Source organism: Streptomyces yaizuensis (assembly GCF_034961445.1).
In the GTDB taxonomy this organism is placed as follows: Bacteria; Actinomycetota; Actinomycetes; order Streptomycetales; family Streptomycetaceae; genus Streptomyces; species Streptomyces yaizuensis.
In genome coordinates, this window is record NZ_LC735414.1 from 21,880 (window position 1) to 37,336 (window position 15,457).

Sequence of the window (15,457 nt, forward strand, 5' to 3'; positions counted from 1 at the left end):
CGTTGCGCGCGCGTCGGTTGGAGACGGGTCCGCCAGGCGGGGGGCTCAGCAGATGATGTTGCGTTCGTAGTCGTAGAGGTCGCCGATGTTGCCGGAGTAGAGCCAGCCGTACCAGGGGCCGCCCTGGCCGTGGGCGACGCCGTAGTACCACCAGTTGGAGCCGTTGTGGTGGCTACATTCGATCTCGAAGTAGGTGTTCGCGGAGAGGGTCTTGCGTACGCCGCAGCCAGCATTGGGGCCGGTGCGCAGGGGGGACGTCCGGCCGCTGACGGTGTAGCCGTAGCCGGGGTCGCCGAAGTCCGGAGCGGGGTTGGTACAGACGGCGGTGCCGGTGGTGCCGGGCTGGGCGGCGCCGGCCGCAGGTACTGCGACGGTGAGGGCCGAGGCGGTGAGTACGGCGGCTGCGGCGCAGGAGGCGAGTTTCCTCATGGGTGTCCTCTCGCGGTGTTTGACGGGAGTGTGTGTGACGGTACCGGCGGTCTCGTGTCACCTCGTGGGGCCGAACCGGACATATTGAGGTGACCTTGACGTGAAGGAGTACCTGGCCTTCTTCTCCCGAAGTCACGCCACTTGATCGCGGTCTCGTGTCGCTGATTGGCAGGGCTTAGCGCCATGCGGAGTGGCAGCCACGTGCGGAAGACAAATTGTCTTCCGCCTGGACCGGCGTTCGAGTTTTTCACGTTGGAGGGACAACGGGCGGAGGTCGCACGCGAGTTGGATCTACGGCAGTGGTGCCGCACAGGGGTGGATTCCTACTTATTTCAGCGATTTACTCCTCAACGAGATTGAAATGCAGCAATGCAGACCGGCGGCCCGACGCGCGTCGGGCCGCCGGTTTGTTCTCGTTGGGCCGCCCGCATGCCCTACGACGGCGGATCGCGCCGGTCCCCCTGCTACGGCGGGGCGTTGTCGCGGCGAAACCGGGCGTGTCCGAGGAAGAACGTGAGGGCGGTGGATTCCCAGCCGCCGGACTCGCTGCGGGTCGGTACGCTCGCCGCGTACGCCCAGGCGCTCAGAGGGCGGCTCCTGGTCGGTTCGGACTGCGCCAGGCCGTGGCCCTCGGCTTGGTGGGGAGAACCGATCGGAGGGATCTGTGGTGAGCGAGGGATTCGTACGGGGTGGGATGGCGAGGGATCTGCCGCACAGCGCTGAGCTGGCCAAGGCGATCGAGGCCATCGCGGGAGGCCGGTTCACGGAGGCGGCCCTGCTCCAGGACGCAGGCCCTGGGGAGCGGGAGCAGGCGGCACGGCTTCTCGGCCTGCTGGCCGGGGTCGTGGAGCAGATCCAGCTGCCGCTACGAGGCGGCCATCTGCACGACCTCATGAACCAGGGCTATGTGTCCGCCTACCAGGGTCAGGCGTGGGCGATGCTCGGCCAGATCGCCGACCGGGCGCGCTGGGACCAGGGGTTCATCGCAGCAGGGATGAGGGAGGCACCCAGGGCGCAGGAACAGCTGCTCCTCGGGACGCTGGGCGGCAGCGTGATGTGGCGGGCGGTGCTGGCTGCGGCGGCTCTCAACGAGCCAGGCCAGAGCGCGCCCGAGGAGGGCAGGGAGAAGGCTCGCCGGCTGACCGACGAGGCTGCTGCGGCGGCCGACAAGCTGAGCGAGGCCGTGGTGGAGCTGCGGAGGAAGTGGGAACTCACGTAGCGCTGCTTCAGTGGAGCAGGTCGTGCCCGCCAGCTCGTGAGGCGGGTCAGCGGATGAACCAGGCGACGACGGCCCAGAGGGCGCACACCACGGCGTAGATGCGCAGGAACCTGATGCACGGGCGGATGCGCTGGACGGCGCGGGTTGCGGCGACGAGCTGGGGATGGGTCTCCAGCGGGGGGGGAGCTGTTCCAGGCTCGCGTAGGCGAGGTGGGCGGTGCGCGTCCAGTCGTCGAGGCCCTGGCGCTGGCGGCGGTACTGGCGGGCGAGGAGGAGGTTCGCGAGGGTCAGCAGGGCGCAGGTGGCGGCGAGGAAGTAGAGCGCGATCCGTAGGTGCATGGCACATATAGTAGCCCCACCAAAACCATCAGTAATGAACTTCCAGAATAGTTTTTACTGGCTTTATAGATTAGAGTGAAAGGGCAGCATTTCCTGTAACACCTATAAAGGAGGCGGCATATGGCGGTTGAGTTCGCCACGTGCTCCTATCCGGAGTTCACGCCCAGAATGGGCGTCCCCATACGCGCGACGGTCGGGGCGCCCCGCTACCGGCTGCCGTACCTGCTCGGCGGCGCGATGCCCGAAGCCGCGCCCGAGCGGTGGTTCATGCAGCAGGAGTACGGACCGTTCAGGGAGTCCCTGCGGGCGAAGCTGGACAAGATCGGGGTCGAGCAGTTCACGTCCGTGGCCGAGGCCATCGCCAGCCGCGCCGGACAGCCGGACGGCCGGGTGGTCTTCCTGTGCTTCGAGAACGGGCTGAACCGTAAGGGCTGGTGCCACCGGGCGATGCTCGCGGAGTGGTTGCGCGAGCAGACCGGCCAGGAGGTGCCGGAGCTGGGGACCCTCAGCCCCGACGACCCGTCGGCAGGGGCGGAGCCTCCGCCGTTCGAGGAGATGGAGCTGTTCTGAGGTGGGCGGCGGCCCGCCGGCTTCCGGCGGGCCGCCGGCCGGGCCGGAAGGCACCGCGGCATCCACCCCGGCAGCGCCACCGGACCGGCTCACCACTCACAATCCCCCAAATAATGAACGCTCAAACTAATTTTCAAGGCGATCGAAATCGCAACATCAAGCTATTCGACATCACATGGAGGGGCAAATGGATCACACGCAACTCGAAAAGACCGGAATCACCGAAGAGGTGATGGAGCGAGCCGTGTCGGCCCTCTTCACCGACCTGACCCCGCAGGCCGAGAAGGCCGGGCTGCGCCCTGACCAGCTCCTCGCGAGCTGGGGGACCGAGACCGAGTCCGCGTACCACTTCGGCTACGTGATGGCGGCCCGGCGCGGGTTGGAAGGCGTCGAGCTGTCCCGGGCCGCCGCCGTGGGCATCCTCTACGCCTTCGGGCAGAGCAGCGAACCCGGCGTACGGGGGCGCGGCGAGAGCATCCGACGTGAGCTGAGCACCATCGCGTACCGCCAGCTGGACGAGGCGCACCGGGCGGCGGGGCAGCATCCTTCGTTCGTGCCGTTCCGGTGCTGCCCCGCCGCCACCTACCGCGACGATGTGGCCCCCGACCTCGCGCGGGATCTGCCATGGAGCGTCGAAGGCGCACGGTGGCGGTGCGAGACGTGCGGCCGCCCGTTCGACACCGACAGGGTCAACCTGCTGCCGGGCGAGTCCTGGGCTATCCGGGGAAACGTCCTCGGCCGGATCGACATGGGAGGAGAGCGCTGATGAACGAGCAGATGCGCGCCGAGGCGTGCGCCCGGATCGCGGTCGAGACCGAGAAGACGATCCGGGCGGCGATCACCCGGCTCGCCGGCACGAAGATGTCGCTGGACACCGGCGATCCCGGGTACGAGCTGTTCCACACCCTCTCGGACGCCGAGGAAGCGGTGAACGAAACCATCGCTGATTCCCCCTGGGCCGCCCTGGCGGCGGACCTGAAGACGCCGGCCTCCTCGAACGGCGACAAGGTCGCGGCCGGGGCGCTGAGCGCGATCCGCGAGCGGATCGAGGAGGCGCCGCGCATGGGGGCGGCCATGGAGGTTCTGGCGTACGAGGTGGCAGCGGACTCCGGCGTGGCCGACCAGTTCGTTTCCGTGCTGTACGCGGCCCGGGATCAGGTCGCCCCGGACGTCGACTTCGACACCAAGTCGGGGGCCGAGTGGGACCTGTGGCTGGCACTTCAGTCGGCGGCCGAGGAGTTGCAGGACCGGTTCGACAAGATCACCGAACAGCTGAGGCTCGGGCTGGAACTTCCGGGCGGCCTGTAGCCGGACCGTCTCCCGGGGGCCCGGCCCGCTGGCCGGGCCCCCGGGCGTGTCTTTCTGAGGAGGATCATGCAGGGCGAACCGTATTTCGTCCCGAAGCTGAAGTGGTTCGAGGTGCGTGGTGACGAGGTGGAGCCCGGTGACTTCGTGGTGCTTCACCGGGGGCAGCACGGGCGCACCGTGGACGTTCTGTGGTGCGGTCGGTGGCCGGGCGGTACTTCGTGGGACCGGAGCGAGATCATGATGCGGGAGCGGGACTTCCCCTTCGGGCTGTATCCGTTGTACCCGTCCAGCCGGTACCGGATCACGCGGAGCGGTGTGTATGTGGAGGGCTGGAGCCCTGAGGAGTGCGCGGCCCGGCGGGCCGTGTGGGAGAAGGAGAAGCGCGATGGCGCAGAAGACGACGGTCGCACGGCAGCACGCCTGGAAGGCTGAGGGCCTGGAGTGGGTGTATCAGGAGCCGGGCCGGTACACGGCCCGGGTGAAGGCACGCATGTGGGAGCTGCTGCGCCTGTCCCGGACGTCGCACGGGGTGAAGGTGACGGGCTGGTACCTGGTCGATCCGGTCGGGCGTCCGGTGGGGTTCATGGGGGCGACGATGGCGCCGGCGGTGGATTCGGCGGCGGCTGCGGCGCTGGAGTTGTCCTCGAAGACGCTGAAGGGGCGTGCGGCGTGAGCGGGATGTGGGACGAGATGCACCGGGACGCCGAGGTGTTCCCGGCGATGTACCCCGAGGGCGGGGACAGGCCGCTGGTGTGCCTGGGTGACGCGCGGGTTGAGGTGGAGATGGAGTCCGACGGGGCGGGCAGGCCGTGCCTGGTGGTGAAGGTCGACCGGTCGCGCGTCGGCATGGGGATGGCCGGGATGAGTCCGGGTGGTGTCCTGCCGGTGGTGCTGGAGATCGGTGGCGAACGGGTGTGGCGCGGCTGATGCCGTGTGGTCCACACCACGGCATAAATGAACGTTCATAATAGTTTTCAAGTGCCATGAAAGCTAGACTGAAAGTGCAAGAACAGGTTGATCCGCCCCTCTCCCCCACCGGGACGGAGGCGGACCCCGTTACAGACGAGAGGGACAAATGACCGACACACAAGCCGTGTTCCCCGGGAGCCGGCCCGCCCGGCCACCACTCCCCGAGCAACCCGAGTGCCACTTCGACGCCTGGCCCGCCGACCCCGACGGCGTCATGCAGGACACACAGCCGATCGGATCCGCGTACGACGGCCCCGACTCCAGCGGCAAGCCGCTCAGCTACGGCTCGTACCTCGTCTACGGCTTCGACGTGATCCACCGGCGCCTGTGGGTGGAGCCGGACGCGGTGTACGAGCCCTCGGAGAGCGCGTTGAACGGATACGTGGCCCGCGCCGCCGAGCGGAGGATGAACGGCATCTACCCGTATCGGTTCTGGCTGCCCCTCTCCCAGCTACGGAGGGCGAGCGTCCACCACCGAACCGACGCGAGCCCATCGTCGCTGCACACCTCCCGGTGTGACCACCCGCTCGTCCGCAACGGTGACGGAGTCGACCGGCACCGTGACCATGACGCCTGCTACGAGCTGCTCATCTGCAACCACCGGGGCACCGATCTGCTGCTCAGAGCCCGCTGGCACGGCGAGAAGTGCACCACCTTCCGGATTCTGTCCGGGCTGTGCGAGGAAGCCGGGAAGCAGCGGGCCATGCGCGCGGCGCACGCCCAGGAACACGCCGTGGTGAGGCGCACCCAGGACGGCGCCGTAATCCTCACCAGCGTTGCCGGGGTGAAGCCATGAGCAGCTGGTCCATGGCTCCGGGCCCGGAGGGCATCCGCACCGGCGACACGTTCGTGTCCCGAGACGGCGCCCACTGGGAGTTCACCGGCTTCAACGACGTGGCCGGCCGCCCGTTCGCGCTCGACCGCGATGGCTGGCCGGTCCTCGTGACCGAACTCCTCTCCGGGCAGGAGTGGCGGCACCGGCGCCCCGCGCATCCGGTCACCACGGTCGAGATCCAGGACCGCGCCCGCCGGGGGCGCCCGATCGGCACCGCGCAGGCGTGGCCGCGTGACGAGGACGGCTGGGCGGACACCTTCGAGGTGACGGCCATAGATCCCGGGCTGCGCCGGGTGTGGCTCATTCACACGGGCCGGTACCGGGAGAGCACCGGCCAGCTGGTGTGGCGGCCCGATGACTGGCGGCATGGGCCGCTGGCGGTCGTGCACGCCGTCCACATCGGAGCGCTGGCCCGGCTGACGCTCTGGTACGAGCACAGCCAGCAGGCGATGTACCGGCACCGCGACAGGGAAGGCCGATGGCTGTGACCCGCGACGAGCAGATGGCGGCCGTGGCCGCCGGGCTGCGGCAGGAGTGGAAGGTCACCTTCTACGAGGTCGGCGAGGACGGCGAGCGGAAGACCGGCGACGCCGAGCGCGCGCACGTCCGGTACGTCACCGTCCCCCCGACGCGCACGCCCCGGGCGGTCGCCCACAGCGTCTTCACCCTCCTGGACAGCGACCCGTCCGTCCCGGAGATCGACCCCACCGAGTACGACATCGAACGGACGGTCCTGGTGACCGCCCAGGAGGACAACGCATCATGACCAACCTGCTGATAGAGCACACCCACGCGGACGGGACGCTCGTGCACGGCACCGACCGGGGCGACGCCGCCGGTCCGATCCTCAAGCGCAAGGCGTGGGGCCGCACCCTGCGCCAGGGCTTCCGCTGGGGCCGGGAGCTGGAGTGCTGGTACCTGCCGCACTCCCGGGACAACGCCGCCTACCGGCCGAATCTGGAACAGCTCGCGGACGAGCTGCGCGCCGCCGGCTTCACGGTGGAGCTGACGATCGATAACACCGAGCGCCGGTCGTTCGCCGAGGCGGAGGCCGATCGGGTGGAGCGCGCGGAGGACCGCGCCGACCGGTTCGGCGGCTACGCCGACAACGCGACGGCCCGCTCGAAAGGCCGCTACCGGGCCGCGCACGACATCGCCGACGGCATCCCGATGGGCCAGCCGATTCTGGTCGGGCATCACTCCCAGCGGCGCGCGGAGCGCGATCGGGACCGGTTGGATTCCCACATGCGGTCGTCCATCGAGGAGGGCAGGAAGGCCGGCTACTGGTCCGGCCGGGCCGAGGCGGCGGCCGGCTACGAGGCGTTCCGGAAGGATCCCCGGCGGACGCTGCGCCGGATCGACAAGCTGAACGCCGATCTCCGCGCGGTCGAGCGGTGGCAGCGCGGCGAATCCGCGCACGGCTACAAGCGGTCCCTGACACCGGACACGGTGGAGGAGCTGCGGCTACGGCACGAGGAGCTGACCGAGGAGATCGCCTACTGGCGGCAGGTGATCGCCGACGCCGAGGCCGAGGGCTTCAAGGTATGGACGAAGGACGACTTCCAGAAGGGGAACTTCGTCCTGGGCCGGTACGGCACGTGGTACGAGGTGCTGCGGGTCAACGCGAAGTCGGTGACGATCCCGCACATCCACAACATGGAGCCGGTGGTGACAAAGGAGTCCAACCGGGATCCGGATTGGACCTGGCTCCTCCCGTACGATGCGGTCAGGGGCAGGGCCGCTGACCAGGCGGAGGCCGAGGCCCGCCCGCAGAAGGCGTAGTGGACCTCGTCCTGAGGACGTGGTGGTCCGTGTCGGCCGAGTCGTACGCCGAGGACAACGGCATCGACCCGGCCGACGCGGACCGCGACTGCGGCTGGTACATCACCTCGGCGGTGTGCGACGTGCCCGAGCTGGCGGAGGCCGAGGGCTACGCCTACGGTCTCCCGACCGCGCCAATGCCGTGGGAGCTGGACGGCCGGCTCCGGTACCGGCTCGACTGGCGGGTCGAGGTCGACCGTGAACGGTGGGCGCAGGTCCGCCAGCTCGACCTGCGGGCCGCACTGCTCCCCGACCTCGGGCACCGCATGGCCTTCGGCCTGTTCCACCTGGGCGGCCTGTGCGGCACTGACGCGGTGATGCGGGCGGTGTACCGGACCGGCCGGGGCGTGGTGGACAGAACATGGCGGCCGGAAGACCGGTTCGCCACCAGATGAGCGAGAGAGAAGGAGACATGGAGATCGCTGACATGACGGTGGACGCCAGCACGAACGGCGTGACCACCTAAAGAGACCGAAGACCGGAAGACAATTTGTCTTCGACACGCGGGCGCGCTTCCTTCGCGGGAGCGCGCCCCGCGCGTATCGTTCTTCTCAGGCACCCCGCTACATACAGCGGTGGTGCCTTTGCTGCGTTGGTGGTCCAAAGAAGGGCGCCGCACCTCCGGTGCGGAGATGCAGGTGCGAGACCTGCCCAGCGCTCCCGCCCTCGCGTTCCTCCGAGTGCACCTCCCGGGAACGCGAGGGCTTTGTGCTGGTCACCGGGTTTCACTGCCGTGGCCGCCGGGCGCCGCCCTCCCTACACTCGAAACCACCGAAACGGGACGTAAAGGGGCGTTCGGGATGTTCAATGGCACGATCCCCGGGGACATGCGGAGCATCGTCCTGGAACACGCCCGACAGTGGCCCACCGGCTCCGAAGTGCACGTCGGCTGCTCCGGGAACCTGACCATCGAGCGCACCCTCGCCCCGCTCGGACACCGACTCCACAGCAACGACGTCAACCCCTACAGCTGCGCCCTGGGCTGGTTCTTCGCCGGGCAGCCGGTCCCGTACCGGCTCAAGGACGACGCCCGCGAGGAGCTGGAGTGGCTGGAGCCCTCCCTGGACGACGGCGCGGGCACGATGGCCACTCTGATGCTCGGCACGCGGTTCCTCCAGTTCGTCGGCAAGACCGGCCGCTACCACCGGCGCATGGTCGCCGCGACCCGGGAGCAGTGGCCCCACATGCACGCCAAGACCATGGCGAAGCTGGAGGCCGCGACGCTGCGCCTCGCCACGTTCTACCCGGGGGATGTGCGCGAGTTCGTGGATCAGGCGCCACCGGGCGCCGCCGTGGTGGCGTTCCCGCCGTTCTTCTCCGGGGACTACGAGAGCATGTTCGACGGCATTGACCGGTTCTTCGACTGGCCGGCGCCGGAGTGGCCCGACCTCACCGAGGACGGCAAGGACGCGTTGCTGCGGGGCGTCATGGACCGGGACCACTGGCTCCTTGGGCTGCACGTGGAGCGGCCGGAGCTGCACCGGTTCGTACGGGGCAAGGTCCAGACGTCGAACCGCGGCACACCGATCTTCCTGTACGCCTCCGACGGGCCGCGCCGGATCGTCGTGCCGAGGCAGCCGATCGAGCAGGTCCGGATGCCGAAGATCAGGCCGGACTCCGACCTGATGTCGGGGGAGATGAAGATCCACCCGCTGACCGGAGGCCAGTTCTCGACGCTCCGGTCCCAGTTCATGAGCAAGTCGATCAAGCCGGGACAGCCGTTGATCGCGTGCGGCGTGTCCGTGGGCGGGCTGCTGGTGGGGGCGTTCGCGCTGCTCCCCCCGAAGTTCGACCCGGCGTGCGTCTACCTCATGTCCGACTTCCCCGTGTCGTGGTCGCGGTACCGGCGGCTGTCGAAGCTGATCGTCCTGGCCGGGCTGTCGAAGGAGTCGCGGCAGCTCGCAGAGCGGTCGCTCGCCCACCGGATGACGAGCATCTGCACCACGGCGTTCAGCGACCGCCCGAACAGTGCGAAGTACGGGCGCGGCATCCCCGGGTTCAAGCTGACCGGCCGCACGGAGCCAGCGGCCGACGGGGTGCACCGGTACCAGCTCCAGTACGAGGGACCATACGGAGAAAGGACGCTCGCCGAGGCCCTGGAGCTGTGGCGGGCCAGGCACGCAGGAGACATCCGTGAACAGTAGGAAGAGCGTCCCCGACCAGCGCGGCCCCGAGCCCGGCGAGGAGCAGGCGCCGCTGCCGACGCCGGTCATCGTCCGGCGGGACCCGCGGACCCTGCGCCGGCTGGAGGTCAACGCACGGTTCATGCGGAAGGAGCAGTACGACCGGCTGGTCAGCAACATCCGGCGGGACGGCTGTCTGACGTCGCTGCCGCTGATCTGGAGCGAGGACGGGGCGGACGAGGGCCAGGAGCTGATCCTGTCCGGGAACCACCGGGCGGACGGGGCGGTGGATGCCGGGCTGGAGGAGATCGACTGCATGCTGATCGTCGGCCCGATCTCGCAGGCGCGGCGGATCGGGCTCCAGATCTCGCACAACGCCATCACGGGCGAGGACGACATGGCGACGCTGGCGCAGCTGTACGAGGCGATCGATGACCTGGACTGGCGGGAGTACTCCGGGCTGGACGACAAGACCCTCGCGCTGATGGCGGACGTGAACCTGGAGGGCATCTCGGAGGCGAATCTCGACTTCCAGACGGTGCAGTTGGTGTTCCTGCCGCCGGAGCTGGCGGCGGCGAAGGAGGCGTTCGCCGAGGCGAAGGCGCCGGCCGACGAACGGTGGGTGGCGGCGTACAAGGAGTACGACCGGCTGATCGACGCCCTCAACGACGTCTCCGGCGCCCACAACGTGGGCAACCTCGCGACCGCCCTCGGTGTGGTCCTCTCCGTCTTCGAGAGCCATCTCGAAGACCTGGCCGAAGGGTTCCTCGGCCCAGACGGGGAGGCCCTGCACGCCGGCCGGGTCGGGTGGGCGGCGGTTACCGGGACACGGGTGATCCCGGCGAAGAGCGCCGCCGTGCTCACCGCGGCCGTACAGGAGGCGCAGCGGGTCGGAGACGTGGACAAGGGGTCGGGGTGGCAGATCCTGGAGCGTCTGGCTGCCGACTACGTTGAGCGGGTCCGGGCGGCGTGAGTACGGCGCCGACCAGGCTGTCGTTGGCGGACGACCGGGAGCCGTGGGCGCAGCAGCCGGGTGAGACGGAGAAGGCGTACGGAAAGTTCCTGAAGTTCCTGGAGCTGGGGCTTCATGGCGGGCGGAGCCTGACAAAAGCTGCGGAAATGCTGACACTTTCGTACGGGCAGGTGCGGAATCTGGCGTCGCGGTATCTGTGGGAGTCGCGGGCGTCGGCGTACGACGCGCAGGGATTCCGTGAGGCAGAGGCGGAGTGGCGGGCGGAGCGGCGGCAGGCGCTGGCGGACGACGCGAAGATCCTGCGGGCGGCGACGGGGAAGCTCGCGGCGGAGCTTCAGCGGCTGGGGCCGTTGTCGCCGGACCAGTTCTTGAGGCTGCTGGACATCACGATGCGGCACCGGCGAGTTCTGTATGGGGATCCGACGGAGATCATCTCGTTGGCGGGTGAATCGCAGCCGGGTCAGGATGTGGGGTCGGTGGTGGCGCAGACGTTTGCGAAGTTGTCGCCGGAGAACCGGCGGGCGCAGCTGATCGACTTGGCGGAGCGGTTGCGGCGGCGGCAGGAGGCTGCGTCGGGTGGGGATGGGTGAGTTGGCGGGGTGTGGGGCGACCGTGGGGTGGGTGCTCCGGGTTCGAAGACAGTTTGTCTTCGGGCCTGTTTCTGTGTGGTGCGCACCACAGAATAAAATGAACGTTCATAAGGGTTTTCAATACTTTGAAAGTTAGACTGAATGTAGAACGACCTGCCAACAACCCACCACCCCGAAGGAGTCCGGACATGGGCACCACCACCTACCTCGGCGACGGCATCGACGGCCGGCGCCTCGCGATCGAGCTGCCCGACGTCGGCGAGATCGTCAAGGTGCGGGCCGGGACGGTGAAGAAGAACAACCTCCGCATGGTCGTCGGCCGCGTCATCGACCACGAGGTGCGCCTGATAGGCCGGGGCCGCTTCGGCGTCATCGAGCTGGTCGTCGCAAACGCCGACGGCGTCGTGCGGGTCGGAGCCGGCCGGCTCGCCGAGATCACGGCCGACGAGGCCGCCGCGTACACCACGGCCTGAAAACCCGCGAGAGAAAGGACGCAGGCGTGAGCACCGTGAAGGCGCCCCGGACGGTCGTGCGGGACATCCCGATCGACCGGATCGAGCGCAACGAGGGCCAGCCCCGCGAGGAGTTCGATGCGGTGAAGCTGAGGGAGCTGGCCGAGTCGATCCGCGAGTTCGGACTTCAGCAGCCGATCACCGTGCGCGAGACGGGCCGCAACCGGTTCGAGATCGTCATGGGTGAGCGGCGGTGGCGCGCGTGCCAGCTGGCCGGTCTGGAGCGGATCCCGGCGATCGTCCGCCGGTTCGACGGCGACGACGCCGAGGAGCGGGTGTTCCTCGCGGCCGTCGCGGAGAACGTCAACCGCGCGGACATGACGCTGATGGAGGAGGCGCGGGCCTACCACCGGATCCGGAAGGAGTTCGGATACGAGGTGGACCGGATAGCTCGGCTGTACGGGAAGAGCGTGCTGCACATCGAACTGCGGCTCGCGTTCATGCAGCTGTGCCCGGAGGCCGTGGACGCCCTGGACAAGGGCCTGATCGGGAAGGACTTCGCCTTCTACGTCGCCCGGCTCCAGCCGGGGAACCAGCGGGTCGCACTCGCCCGGTACGTGCGGGGTGAGTTCGCCGACCAGCACGCGGCGCGCGCATTCGCCGAGGGGCTGAAGAACGCCGAAGACCTGGGGCCGGGGTTCTTCGAGATCCAGCAGGCCACGGAGGAGCAGCGGCAGACGCGGCAGGCCGCGATGCGGAAGGCGAAGGACGAGGTCGACGCGGTGGAACGCGCGGTGGTCGCCCTCGCCGCGCTGAAGCTGAAGAGCCCCGACGAGCTGGCTGGCCTGTTCGCCGGCGAGGTCGGGGCGCAGCTGGAGCGGATCGAGACGGTCCACCGGGCCCTGACGGGGCTGCGGCGGACTTTGAAGAAGGCGAAGGGCATCAGCGAGGCCCGTACGTACGCGGTGCGCGAGGAGGCGGTGCCGGGATGAGCGAGCAGCCGGTGTGGACGGACATGGACGCGGGCGCGTTCTGGACGCGGGGCGATCAGATGGGGCTCTTCGCGGATCCCCGGGGCGACGGGATGGGCACGATCGACCTGTTCAGCCTGGACGCCGGGGACGAGGACCAGGAGGGCGGGGTGGAGGGGCGGTGACGGTGTACTTCGCGTTCGTGCCGACGGGGACGCAGGGGCGGACGCCGGTGCGGATGGAGTTCGCGGCGAACCTGGAGGTCCCGCAGCTGCTGTTGCAGGCGCGGGCGCGGCAGCAGGCGAGCCACACCTACTACGACGGGCGCCGGCCGTTCGGGGAGCAGCCGGAGGCGGAGTTCCCTGAGGCGGACCTGTCGGCGTTCATGGTGGTGTGGCGGCGGCGGGCGTCGGAGCCGGTGCCCGGGGCAGGTGAGCAGCCGGACGAGGTGTGGTCGTTGTCGGCACTGGGTGCGGTGGTGCGGGAGCGGTGGGAGAGGTTCACGCCTGAGGTGTTCCGGCCGGCTCCGGTGCGGCAGCGCAGGAGGGGCACGGTGGAGGTGGCTCCGCACTGGCGGCCGCGCCGGAAACCGGCCGGAACTCCCCCGGCGGAGGCGCTGATGTCGACGGTGCGGTCCGTACGGCTGGACAGGCGCGGGACGGCGGTGGTGGTGCAGGAGGTCCCGCGTCCCGCCTGCGAGGCATGCGGGACGGTTCCGAACGCGGAGGCGCTGTGCGGGTGCTCGTGACGTGCTGACCCGCTGGCGGCCCCCGGGGGGCCTTCGGTCCGGCAGGGCCGGGGCCCACCGGGGCCTTCCCTCGACGGGTACACACGCTCGCCTCCGTCCCTTTCAGGGCGGTCTCCTACTTCCACCCCGACCGGCCCTCTCATGGCTCCTCACAGGCTCACACCGCCCCCGTTATGGCACTTTCCGGGAATTACCCACTCACTCCCCGTACCTGTTTACCTTCTTTCCATCGCGTGGCTTACATCACGGAATTTCGACTGGACAGGTAGGGCGCTGAATGAAAGTTTGAAGTCACCAACCCACAAGAATCATTCAAAGGGCTGGCAAACATTGATAATTCGAGAGGGGAATCCAGATATGGAATTCATCAGGGCTGCTGCTTCTCTGGACGAGAGGGCCGACTGGGAGCTTCAGAAGACCGGGATCACGGGATGTCTTCAGTTCGCTGTGGACAACCTGGACGGCCGGCGGAAGGAAATCTGGGCCGGGGCTCAGGGCTCGATTGAGGGCCTGACTTCGGAGCTGGACCGCTGGCACTGCCTCAGCGACCTGGCGACCGAGGAAGAGGAAGGACTGAAGGGTCTGGAAGGCCAGGAGAAGAAGGACCGGAACAGCCTCGTCTACGGCCTCCGGTCCCTGCTGGCCGACTTGGAGCCGAAGGGAATTGTCTCCCAGTTCATGAGGGAGGACCGGGAGTCGTTCATCTCCCGGTTCCACCGGGAGTTCTTTGGTCGGGCCTTCGACGGAAATTGCTCGTCGCTCGGCTACTGCCCGTGCAGGAAGTGAACCGAACAGTGGTGGGCCGGAAGGTTTCCCTTCCGGCCCACCAGGCACCTCATCATGTGGCCAACACCACGAAAAAACGAACGCTCAAAATAGTTTTCAAAGACCTTTAAAAGTTAGACTGAATACAGAACAAAACATCCACAAGCAAACCGTAAAGGAATGAGTCGATAATGACCAAACGCATCAACGCTCTGACCCGCGTCAAGGAACTCATCCAGGAGGCCGACCAGAATCTCACCGAGGTCACCCAGGACATGATCAGCGCCCTCGCGGCCTACCGGCGAGTCACCCCCAACCTCACTTCCGCGCACATGGAGGCACTGGCGCTGCACGGCATCTGGGCGGAGGTCGAGGCCGCCGCCAGGAAGAACCAGACCAGCATGGACGAGACCGCCGCATACAGGGAGGCCGTCTCCGGGCGGCTCAAGGACATCACCCACAGCCTCCTGCGCCAGCCCGAGGCTACTCACGGCGATCCCCTCACCTCCGAGACCAACCGGCACCGGCGGAACATGCAGCGCGCCACCCACCGGCAGCTCCAGGATCTGGCCGACGCGTTCGAGCGGGAGGCGGCCGGCGAATCCTGAAACGACTCCACCAGCCCGCCCCCGACACGGGGGCGGGCCCCGAGGCGGTAGGAGGCCCAATCGGACCCCGACCAAGACGACGAAGGCGAGAACCCTCATGACCCTGGTGATCCACCCCAGCGACTTCCGGCTGTACGGCAGTACCAACGCGACCTGGCAGGGTGCGGAGATGGCATGCGTCGTCCGTGCCCTCAACGGCCGGGATGTCGCCATCACGATCGACACCGCCAGCGGGTCCACCCTGATCGGCGCGTCTCTCCACGGGGTGAAGCGCCACCGTGGCAAGACCTGCGTCGGGGTGCAGACCTATGGGCGGTCGCAGCCCCAGTGGTTCCCGCTCGGAAAGTGCGGCATGGTCCTGCCCCTGAGCGACCGCACCAACGGGCAGACGCTGCGGAAGGCGGTGGGGCTGTTCCAGGCAGAGCGGACGGCGGCGGTGGAGGCCGCGCGGGTGTACGTCGAATCGGAGGCGGGTGGCGGCCGGAACCACGGCGAGTACCAGGCTCTCGCCCAGGATGGCGATGGCCTGTGGTGGGCGTGGTACACCCCCACGGGGGATGCCCCGGCCGGCCGGAACCCCGGCTCGGGGATCGGCCTGGCCATACAGGTGAAGGACGGCAAGGCGGCGGTCAGCAAGGTGGTCTACGACCACACGGGGCTGGACCGGCTCCTGGCCGGCGGCGCCTGACCGTATGGTCCTCGGGCAAGGGTCCGTCACCCGTATCGGGTGGTGGACC

At 68.6% G+C, this 15,457-nt stretch carries 23 protein-coding genes and 1 tRNA gene; 23 read left to right on the top strand and 1 reads right to left on the bottom strand.

Annotated elements, in window-relative coordinates; translation table 11 throughout:
* Positions 1-45: 45 nt before the first annotated feature.
* Positions 46-429 carry an SH3 domain-containing protein gene (locus SYYSPA8_RS37225; RefSeq protein ID WP_323451973.1) on the bottom strand — a complete coding sequence of 128 codons (384 nt, stop codon included), beginning with the start codon at positions 427-429 and terminating at the stop codon, positions 46-48.
* Positions 430-1,096: 667 nt separating this feature from the next.
* On the opposite strand from SYYSPA8_RS37225, the gene SYYSPA8_RS37230 reads away from it, so the two are divergent.
* The 23 genes from SYYSPA8_RS37230 (at position 1,097) to SYYSPA8_RS37340 (ending at position 15,408) form a co-directional block, all read left to right on the top strand.
* On the top strand, positions 1,097-1,648 hold the full coding sequence (locus tag SYYSPA8_RS37230; protein WP_323451974.1) for a hypothetical protein: 552 nt from the start codon (positions 1,097-1,099) through the stop codon (positions 1,646-1,648).
* Positions 1,649-2,107: 459 nt separating this feature from the next.
* Positions 2,108-2,557, top strand: coding sequence for a DUF488 family protein (locus SYYSPA8_RS37235; protein ID WP_323451975.1), 450 nt, complete (start codon positions 2,108-2,110; stop codon positions 2,555-2,557).
* A gap of 187 nt (positions 2,558-2,744) precedes the next feature.
* On the top strand, positions 2,745-3,323 hold the full coding sequence (locus SYYSPA8_RS37240) for a hypothetical protein (RefSeq protein ID WP_323451976.1): 579 nt from the start codon (positions 2,745-2,747) through the stop codon (positions 3,321-3,323).
* The gene (locus tag SYYSPA8_RS37245) at positions 3,323-3,865 is read left to right on the top strand and encodes a hypothetical protein (RefSeq protein WP_323451977.1); all 543 of its coding nucleotides are present in this window, start codon (positions 3,323-3,325) and stop codon (positions 3,863-3,865) included. Before SYYSPA8_RS37240 ends, SYYSPA8_RS37245 begins: the two co-directional genes overlap by 1 nt.
* Positions 3,866-3,931: 66 nt before the next feature.
* The gene (locus SYYSPA8_RS37250) at positions 3,932-4,297 is read left to right on the top strand and encodes a hypothetical protein (protein ID WP_323451978.1); all 366 of its coding nucleotides are present in this window, start codon (positions 3,932-3,934) and stop codon (positions 4,295-4,297) included.
* Positions 4,251-4,538, top strand: a complete 288-nt coding sequence (locus SYYSPA8_RS37255; RefSeq protein ID WP_323451979.1) for a hypothetical protein — start codon at positions 4,251-4,253, stop codon at positions 4,536-4,538. The genes SYYSPA8_RS37250 and SYYSPA8_RS37255 overlap by 47 nt, the downstream gene beginning before the upstream one ends.
* Positions 4,535-4,792: a hypothetical protein gene (locus tag SYYSPA8_RS37260; protein WP_323451980.1), complete on the top strand. Its 258-nt coding sequence runs from the start codon at positions 4,535-4,537 to the stop codon at positions 4,790-4,792. Before SYYSPA8_RS37255 ends, SYYSPA8_RS37260 begins: the two co-directional genes overlap by 4 nt.
* A 148-nt stretch (positions 4,793-4,940) precedes the next feature.
* Positions 4,941-5,630: a hypothetical protein gene (locus tag SYYSPA8_RS37265; RefSeq protein WP_323451981.1), complete on the top strand. Its 690-nt coding sequence runs from the start codon at positions 4,941-4,943 to the stop codon at positions 5,628-5,630.
* On the top strand, positions 5,627-6,157 hold the full coding sequence (locus tag SYYSPA8_RS37270) for a hypothetical protein (RefSeq protein ID WP_323451982.1): 531 nt from the start codon (positions 5,627-5,629) through the stop codon (positions 6,155-6,157). Before SYYSPA8_RS37265 ends, SYYSPA8_RS37270 begins: the two co-directional genes overlap by 4 nt.
* Positions 6,148-6,435: a hypothetical protein gene (locus SYYSPA8_RS37275; protein ID WP_323451983.1), complete on the top strand. Its 288-nt coding sequence runs from the start codon at positions 6,148-6,150 to the stop codon at positions 6,433-6,435. The genes SYYSPA8_RS37270 and SYYSPA8_RS37275 overlap by 10 nt, the downstream gene beginning before the upstream one ends.
* The gene (locus SYYSPA8_RS37280) at positions 6,432-7,451 is read left to right on the top strand and encodes a DUF3560 domain-containing protein (protein ID WP_323451984.1); all 1,020 of its coding nucleotides are present in this window, start codon (positions 6,432-6,434) and stop codon (positions 7,449-7,451) included. Before SYYSPA8_RS37275 ends, SYYSPA8_RS37280 begins: the two co-directional genes overlap by 4 nt.
* Positions 7,451-7,885 (top strand): hypothetical protein, encoded by a 435-nt coding sequence (locus tag SYYSPA8_RS37285; RefSeq protein WP_323451985.1) that lies wholly within the window; start codon positions 7,451-7,453, stop codon positions 7,883-7,885. Before SYYSPA8_RS37280 ends, SYYSPA8_RS37285 begins: the two co-directional genes overlap by 1 nt.
* 194 nt (positions 7,886-8,079) lie before the next feature.
* A tRNA-Gly gene (locus SYYSPA8_RS37290) sits at positions 8,080-8,149 on the top strand.
* A 141-nt stretch (positions 8,150-8,290) separates the two neighbouring features.
* The gene (locus SYYSPA8_RS37295; protein WP_323451986.1) at positions 8,291-9,634 is read left to right on the top strand and encodes a putative antirestriction adenine methyltransferase; all 1,344 of its coding nucleotides are present in this window, start codon (positions 8,291-8,293) and stop codon (positions 9,632-9,634) included.
* Positions 9,624-10,586 (top strand): hypothetical protein, encoded by a 963-nt coding sequence (locus SYYSPA8_RS37300; protein ID WP_323451987.1) that lies wholly within the window; start codon positions 9,624-9,626, stop codon positions 10,584-10,586. Before SYYSPA8_RS37295 ends, SYYSPA8_RS37300 begins: the two co-directional genes overlap by 11 nt.
* 23 nt (positions 10,587-10,609) lie before the next feature.
* Positions 10,610-11,176, top strand: coding sequence for a hypothetical protein (locus SYYSPA8_RS37305; RefSeq protein ID WP_323451988.1), 567 nt, complete (start codon positions 10,610-10,612; stop codon positions 11,174-11,176).
* Between the two features lie 188 nt (positions 11,177-11,364).
* Positions 11,365-11,649: a hypothetical protein gene (locus tag SYYSPA8_RS37310; RefSeq protein WP_323451989.1), complete on the top strand. Its 285-nt coding sequence runs from the start codon at positions 11,365-11,367 to the stop codon at positions 11,647-11,649.
* A gap of 26 nt (positions 11,650-11,675) precedes the next feature.
* Positions 11,676-12,620, top strand: a complete 945-nt coding sequence (locus SYYSPA8_RS37315) for a ParB/RepB/Spo0J family partition protein (protein ID WP_323451990.1) — start codon at positions 11,676-11,678, stop codon at positions 12,618-12,620.
* Complete coding sequence (locus SYYSPA8_RS37320) at positions 12,617-12,784, top strand: hypothetical protein (protein ID WP_323451991.1); 168 nt, start codon at positions 12,617-12,619, stop codon at positions 12,782-12,784. The genes SYYSPA8_RS37315 and SYYSPA8_RS37320 overlap by 4 nt, the downstream gene beginning before the upstream one ends.
* Positions 12,781-13,347 carry a hypothetical protein gene (locus SYYSPA8_RS37325; RefSeq protein ID WP_323451992.1) on the top strand — a complete coding sequence of 189 codons (567 nt, stop codon included), beginning with the start codon at positions 12,781-12,783 and terminating at the stop codon, positions 13,345-13,347. The genes SYYSPA8_RS37320 and SYYSPA8_RS37325 overlap by 4 nt, the downstream gene beginning before the upstream one ends.
* Before the next feature lie 357 nt (positions 13,348-13,704).
* Positions 13,705-14,133, top strand: coding sequence for a hypothetical protein (locus tag SYYSPA8_RS37330; protein WP_323451993.1), 429 nt, complete (start codon positions 13,705-13,707; stop codon positions 14,131-14,133).
* 170 nt (positions 14,134-14,303) lie between these two features.
* Complete coding sequence (locus tag SYYSPA8_RS37335) at positions 14,304-14,720, top strand: hypothetical protein (RefSeq protein ID WP_323451994.1); 417 nt, start codon at positions 14,304-14,306, stop codon at positions 14,718-14,720.
* 97 nt (positions 14,721-14,817) lie between these two features.
* Positions 14,818-15,408, top strand: coding sequence for a hypothetical protein (locus SYYSPA8_RS37340; RefSeq protein WP_323451995.1), 591 nt, complete (start codon positions 14,818-14,820; stop codon positions 15,406-15,408).
* Positions 15,409-15,457 lie beyond the last annotated feature (49 nt).

Coding starts and splice junctions, on each gene's coding strand:
- SYYSPA8_RS37295 (WP_323451986.1), top strand. CDS start 8,291: ATGTTCAATGGCACGATCCCCGGGGACATGCGGAGCATCGTCCTGGAA.
- SYYSPA8_RS37330 (WP_323451993.1), top strand. CDS start 13,705: ATGGAATTCATCAGGGCTGCTGCTTCTCTGGACGAGAGGGCCGACTGG.
- SYYSPA8_RS37255 (WP_323451979.1), top strand. CDS start 4,251: ATGGCGCAGAAGACGACGGTCGCACGGCAGCACGCCTGGAAGGCTGAG.
- SYYSPA8_RS37275 (WP_323451983.1), top strand. CDS start 6,148: ATGGCTGTGACCCGCGACGAGCAGATGGCGGCCGTGGCCGCCGGGCTG.
- SYYSPA8_RS37310 (WP_323451989.1), top strand. CDS start 11,365: ATGGGCACCACCACCTACCTCGGCGACGGCATCGACGGCCGGCGCCTC.
- SYYSPA8_RS37320 (WP_323451991.1), top strand. CDS start 12,617: ATGAGCGAGCAGCCGGTGTGGACGGACATGGACGCGGGCGCGTTCTGG.
- SYYSPA8_RS37265 (WP_323451981.1), top strand. CDS start 4,941: ATGACCGACACACAAGCCGTGTTCCCCGGGAGCCGGCCCGCCCGGCCA.
- SYYSPA8_RS37335 (WP_323451994.1), top strand. CDS start 14,304: ATGACCAAACGCATCAACGCTCTGACCCGCGTCAAGGAACTCATCCAG.
- SYYSPA8_RS37280 (WP_323451984.1), top strand. CDS start 6,432: ATGACCAACCTGCTGATAGAGCACACCCACGCGGACGGGACGCTCGTG.
- SYYSPA8_RS37235 (WP_323451975.1), top strand. CDS start 2,108: ATGGCGGTTGAGTTCGCCACGTGCTCCTATCCGGAGTTCACGCCCAGA.
- SYYSPA8_RS37225 (WP_323451973.1), bottom strand. CDS start 429: ATGAGGAAACTCGCCTCCTGCGCCGCAGCCGCCGTACTCACCGCCTCG.
- SYYSPA8_RS37250 (WP_323451978.1), top strand. CDS start 3,932: ATGCAGGGCGAACCGTATTTCGTCCCGAAGCTGAAGTGGTTCGAGGTG.
- SYYSPA8_RS37245 (WP_323451977.1), top strand. CDS start 3,323: ATGAACGAGCAGATGCGCGCCGAGGCGTGCGCCCGGATCGCGGTCGAG.
- SYYSPA8_RS37240 (WP_323451976.1), top strand. CDS start 2,745: ATGGATCACACGCAACTCGAAAAGACCGGAATCACCGAAGAGGTGATG.
- SYYSPA8_RS37340 (WP_323451995.1), top strand. CDS start 14,818: ATGACCCTGGTGATCCACCCCAGCGACTTCCGGCTGTACGGCAGTACC.
- SYYSPA8_RS37270 (WP_323451982.1), top strand. CDS start 5,627: ATGAGCAGCTGGTCCATGGCTCCGGGCCCGGAGGGCATCCGCACCGGC.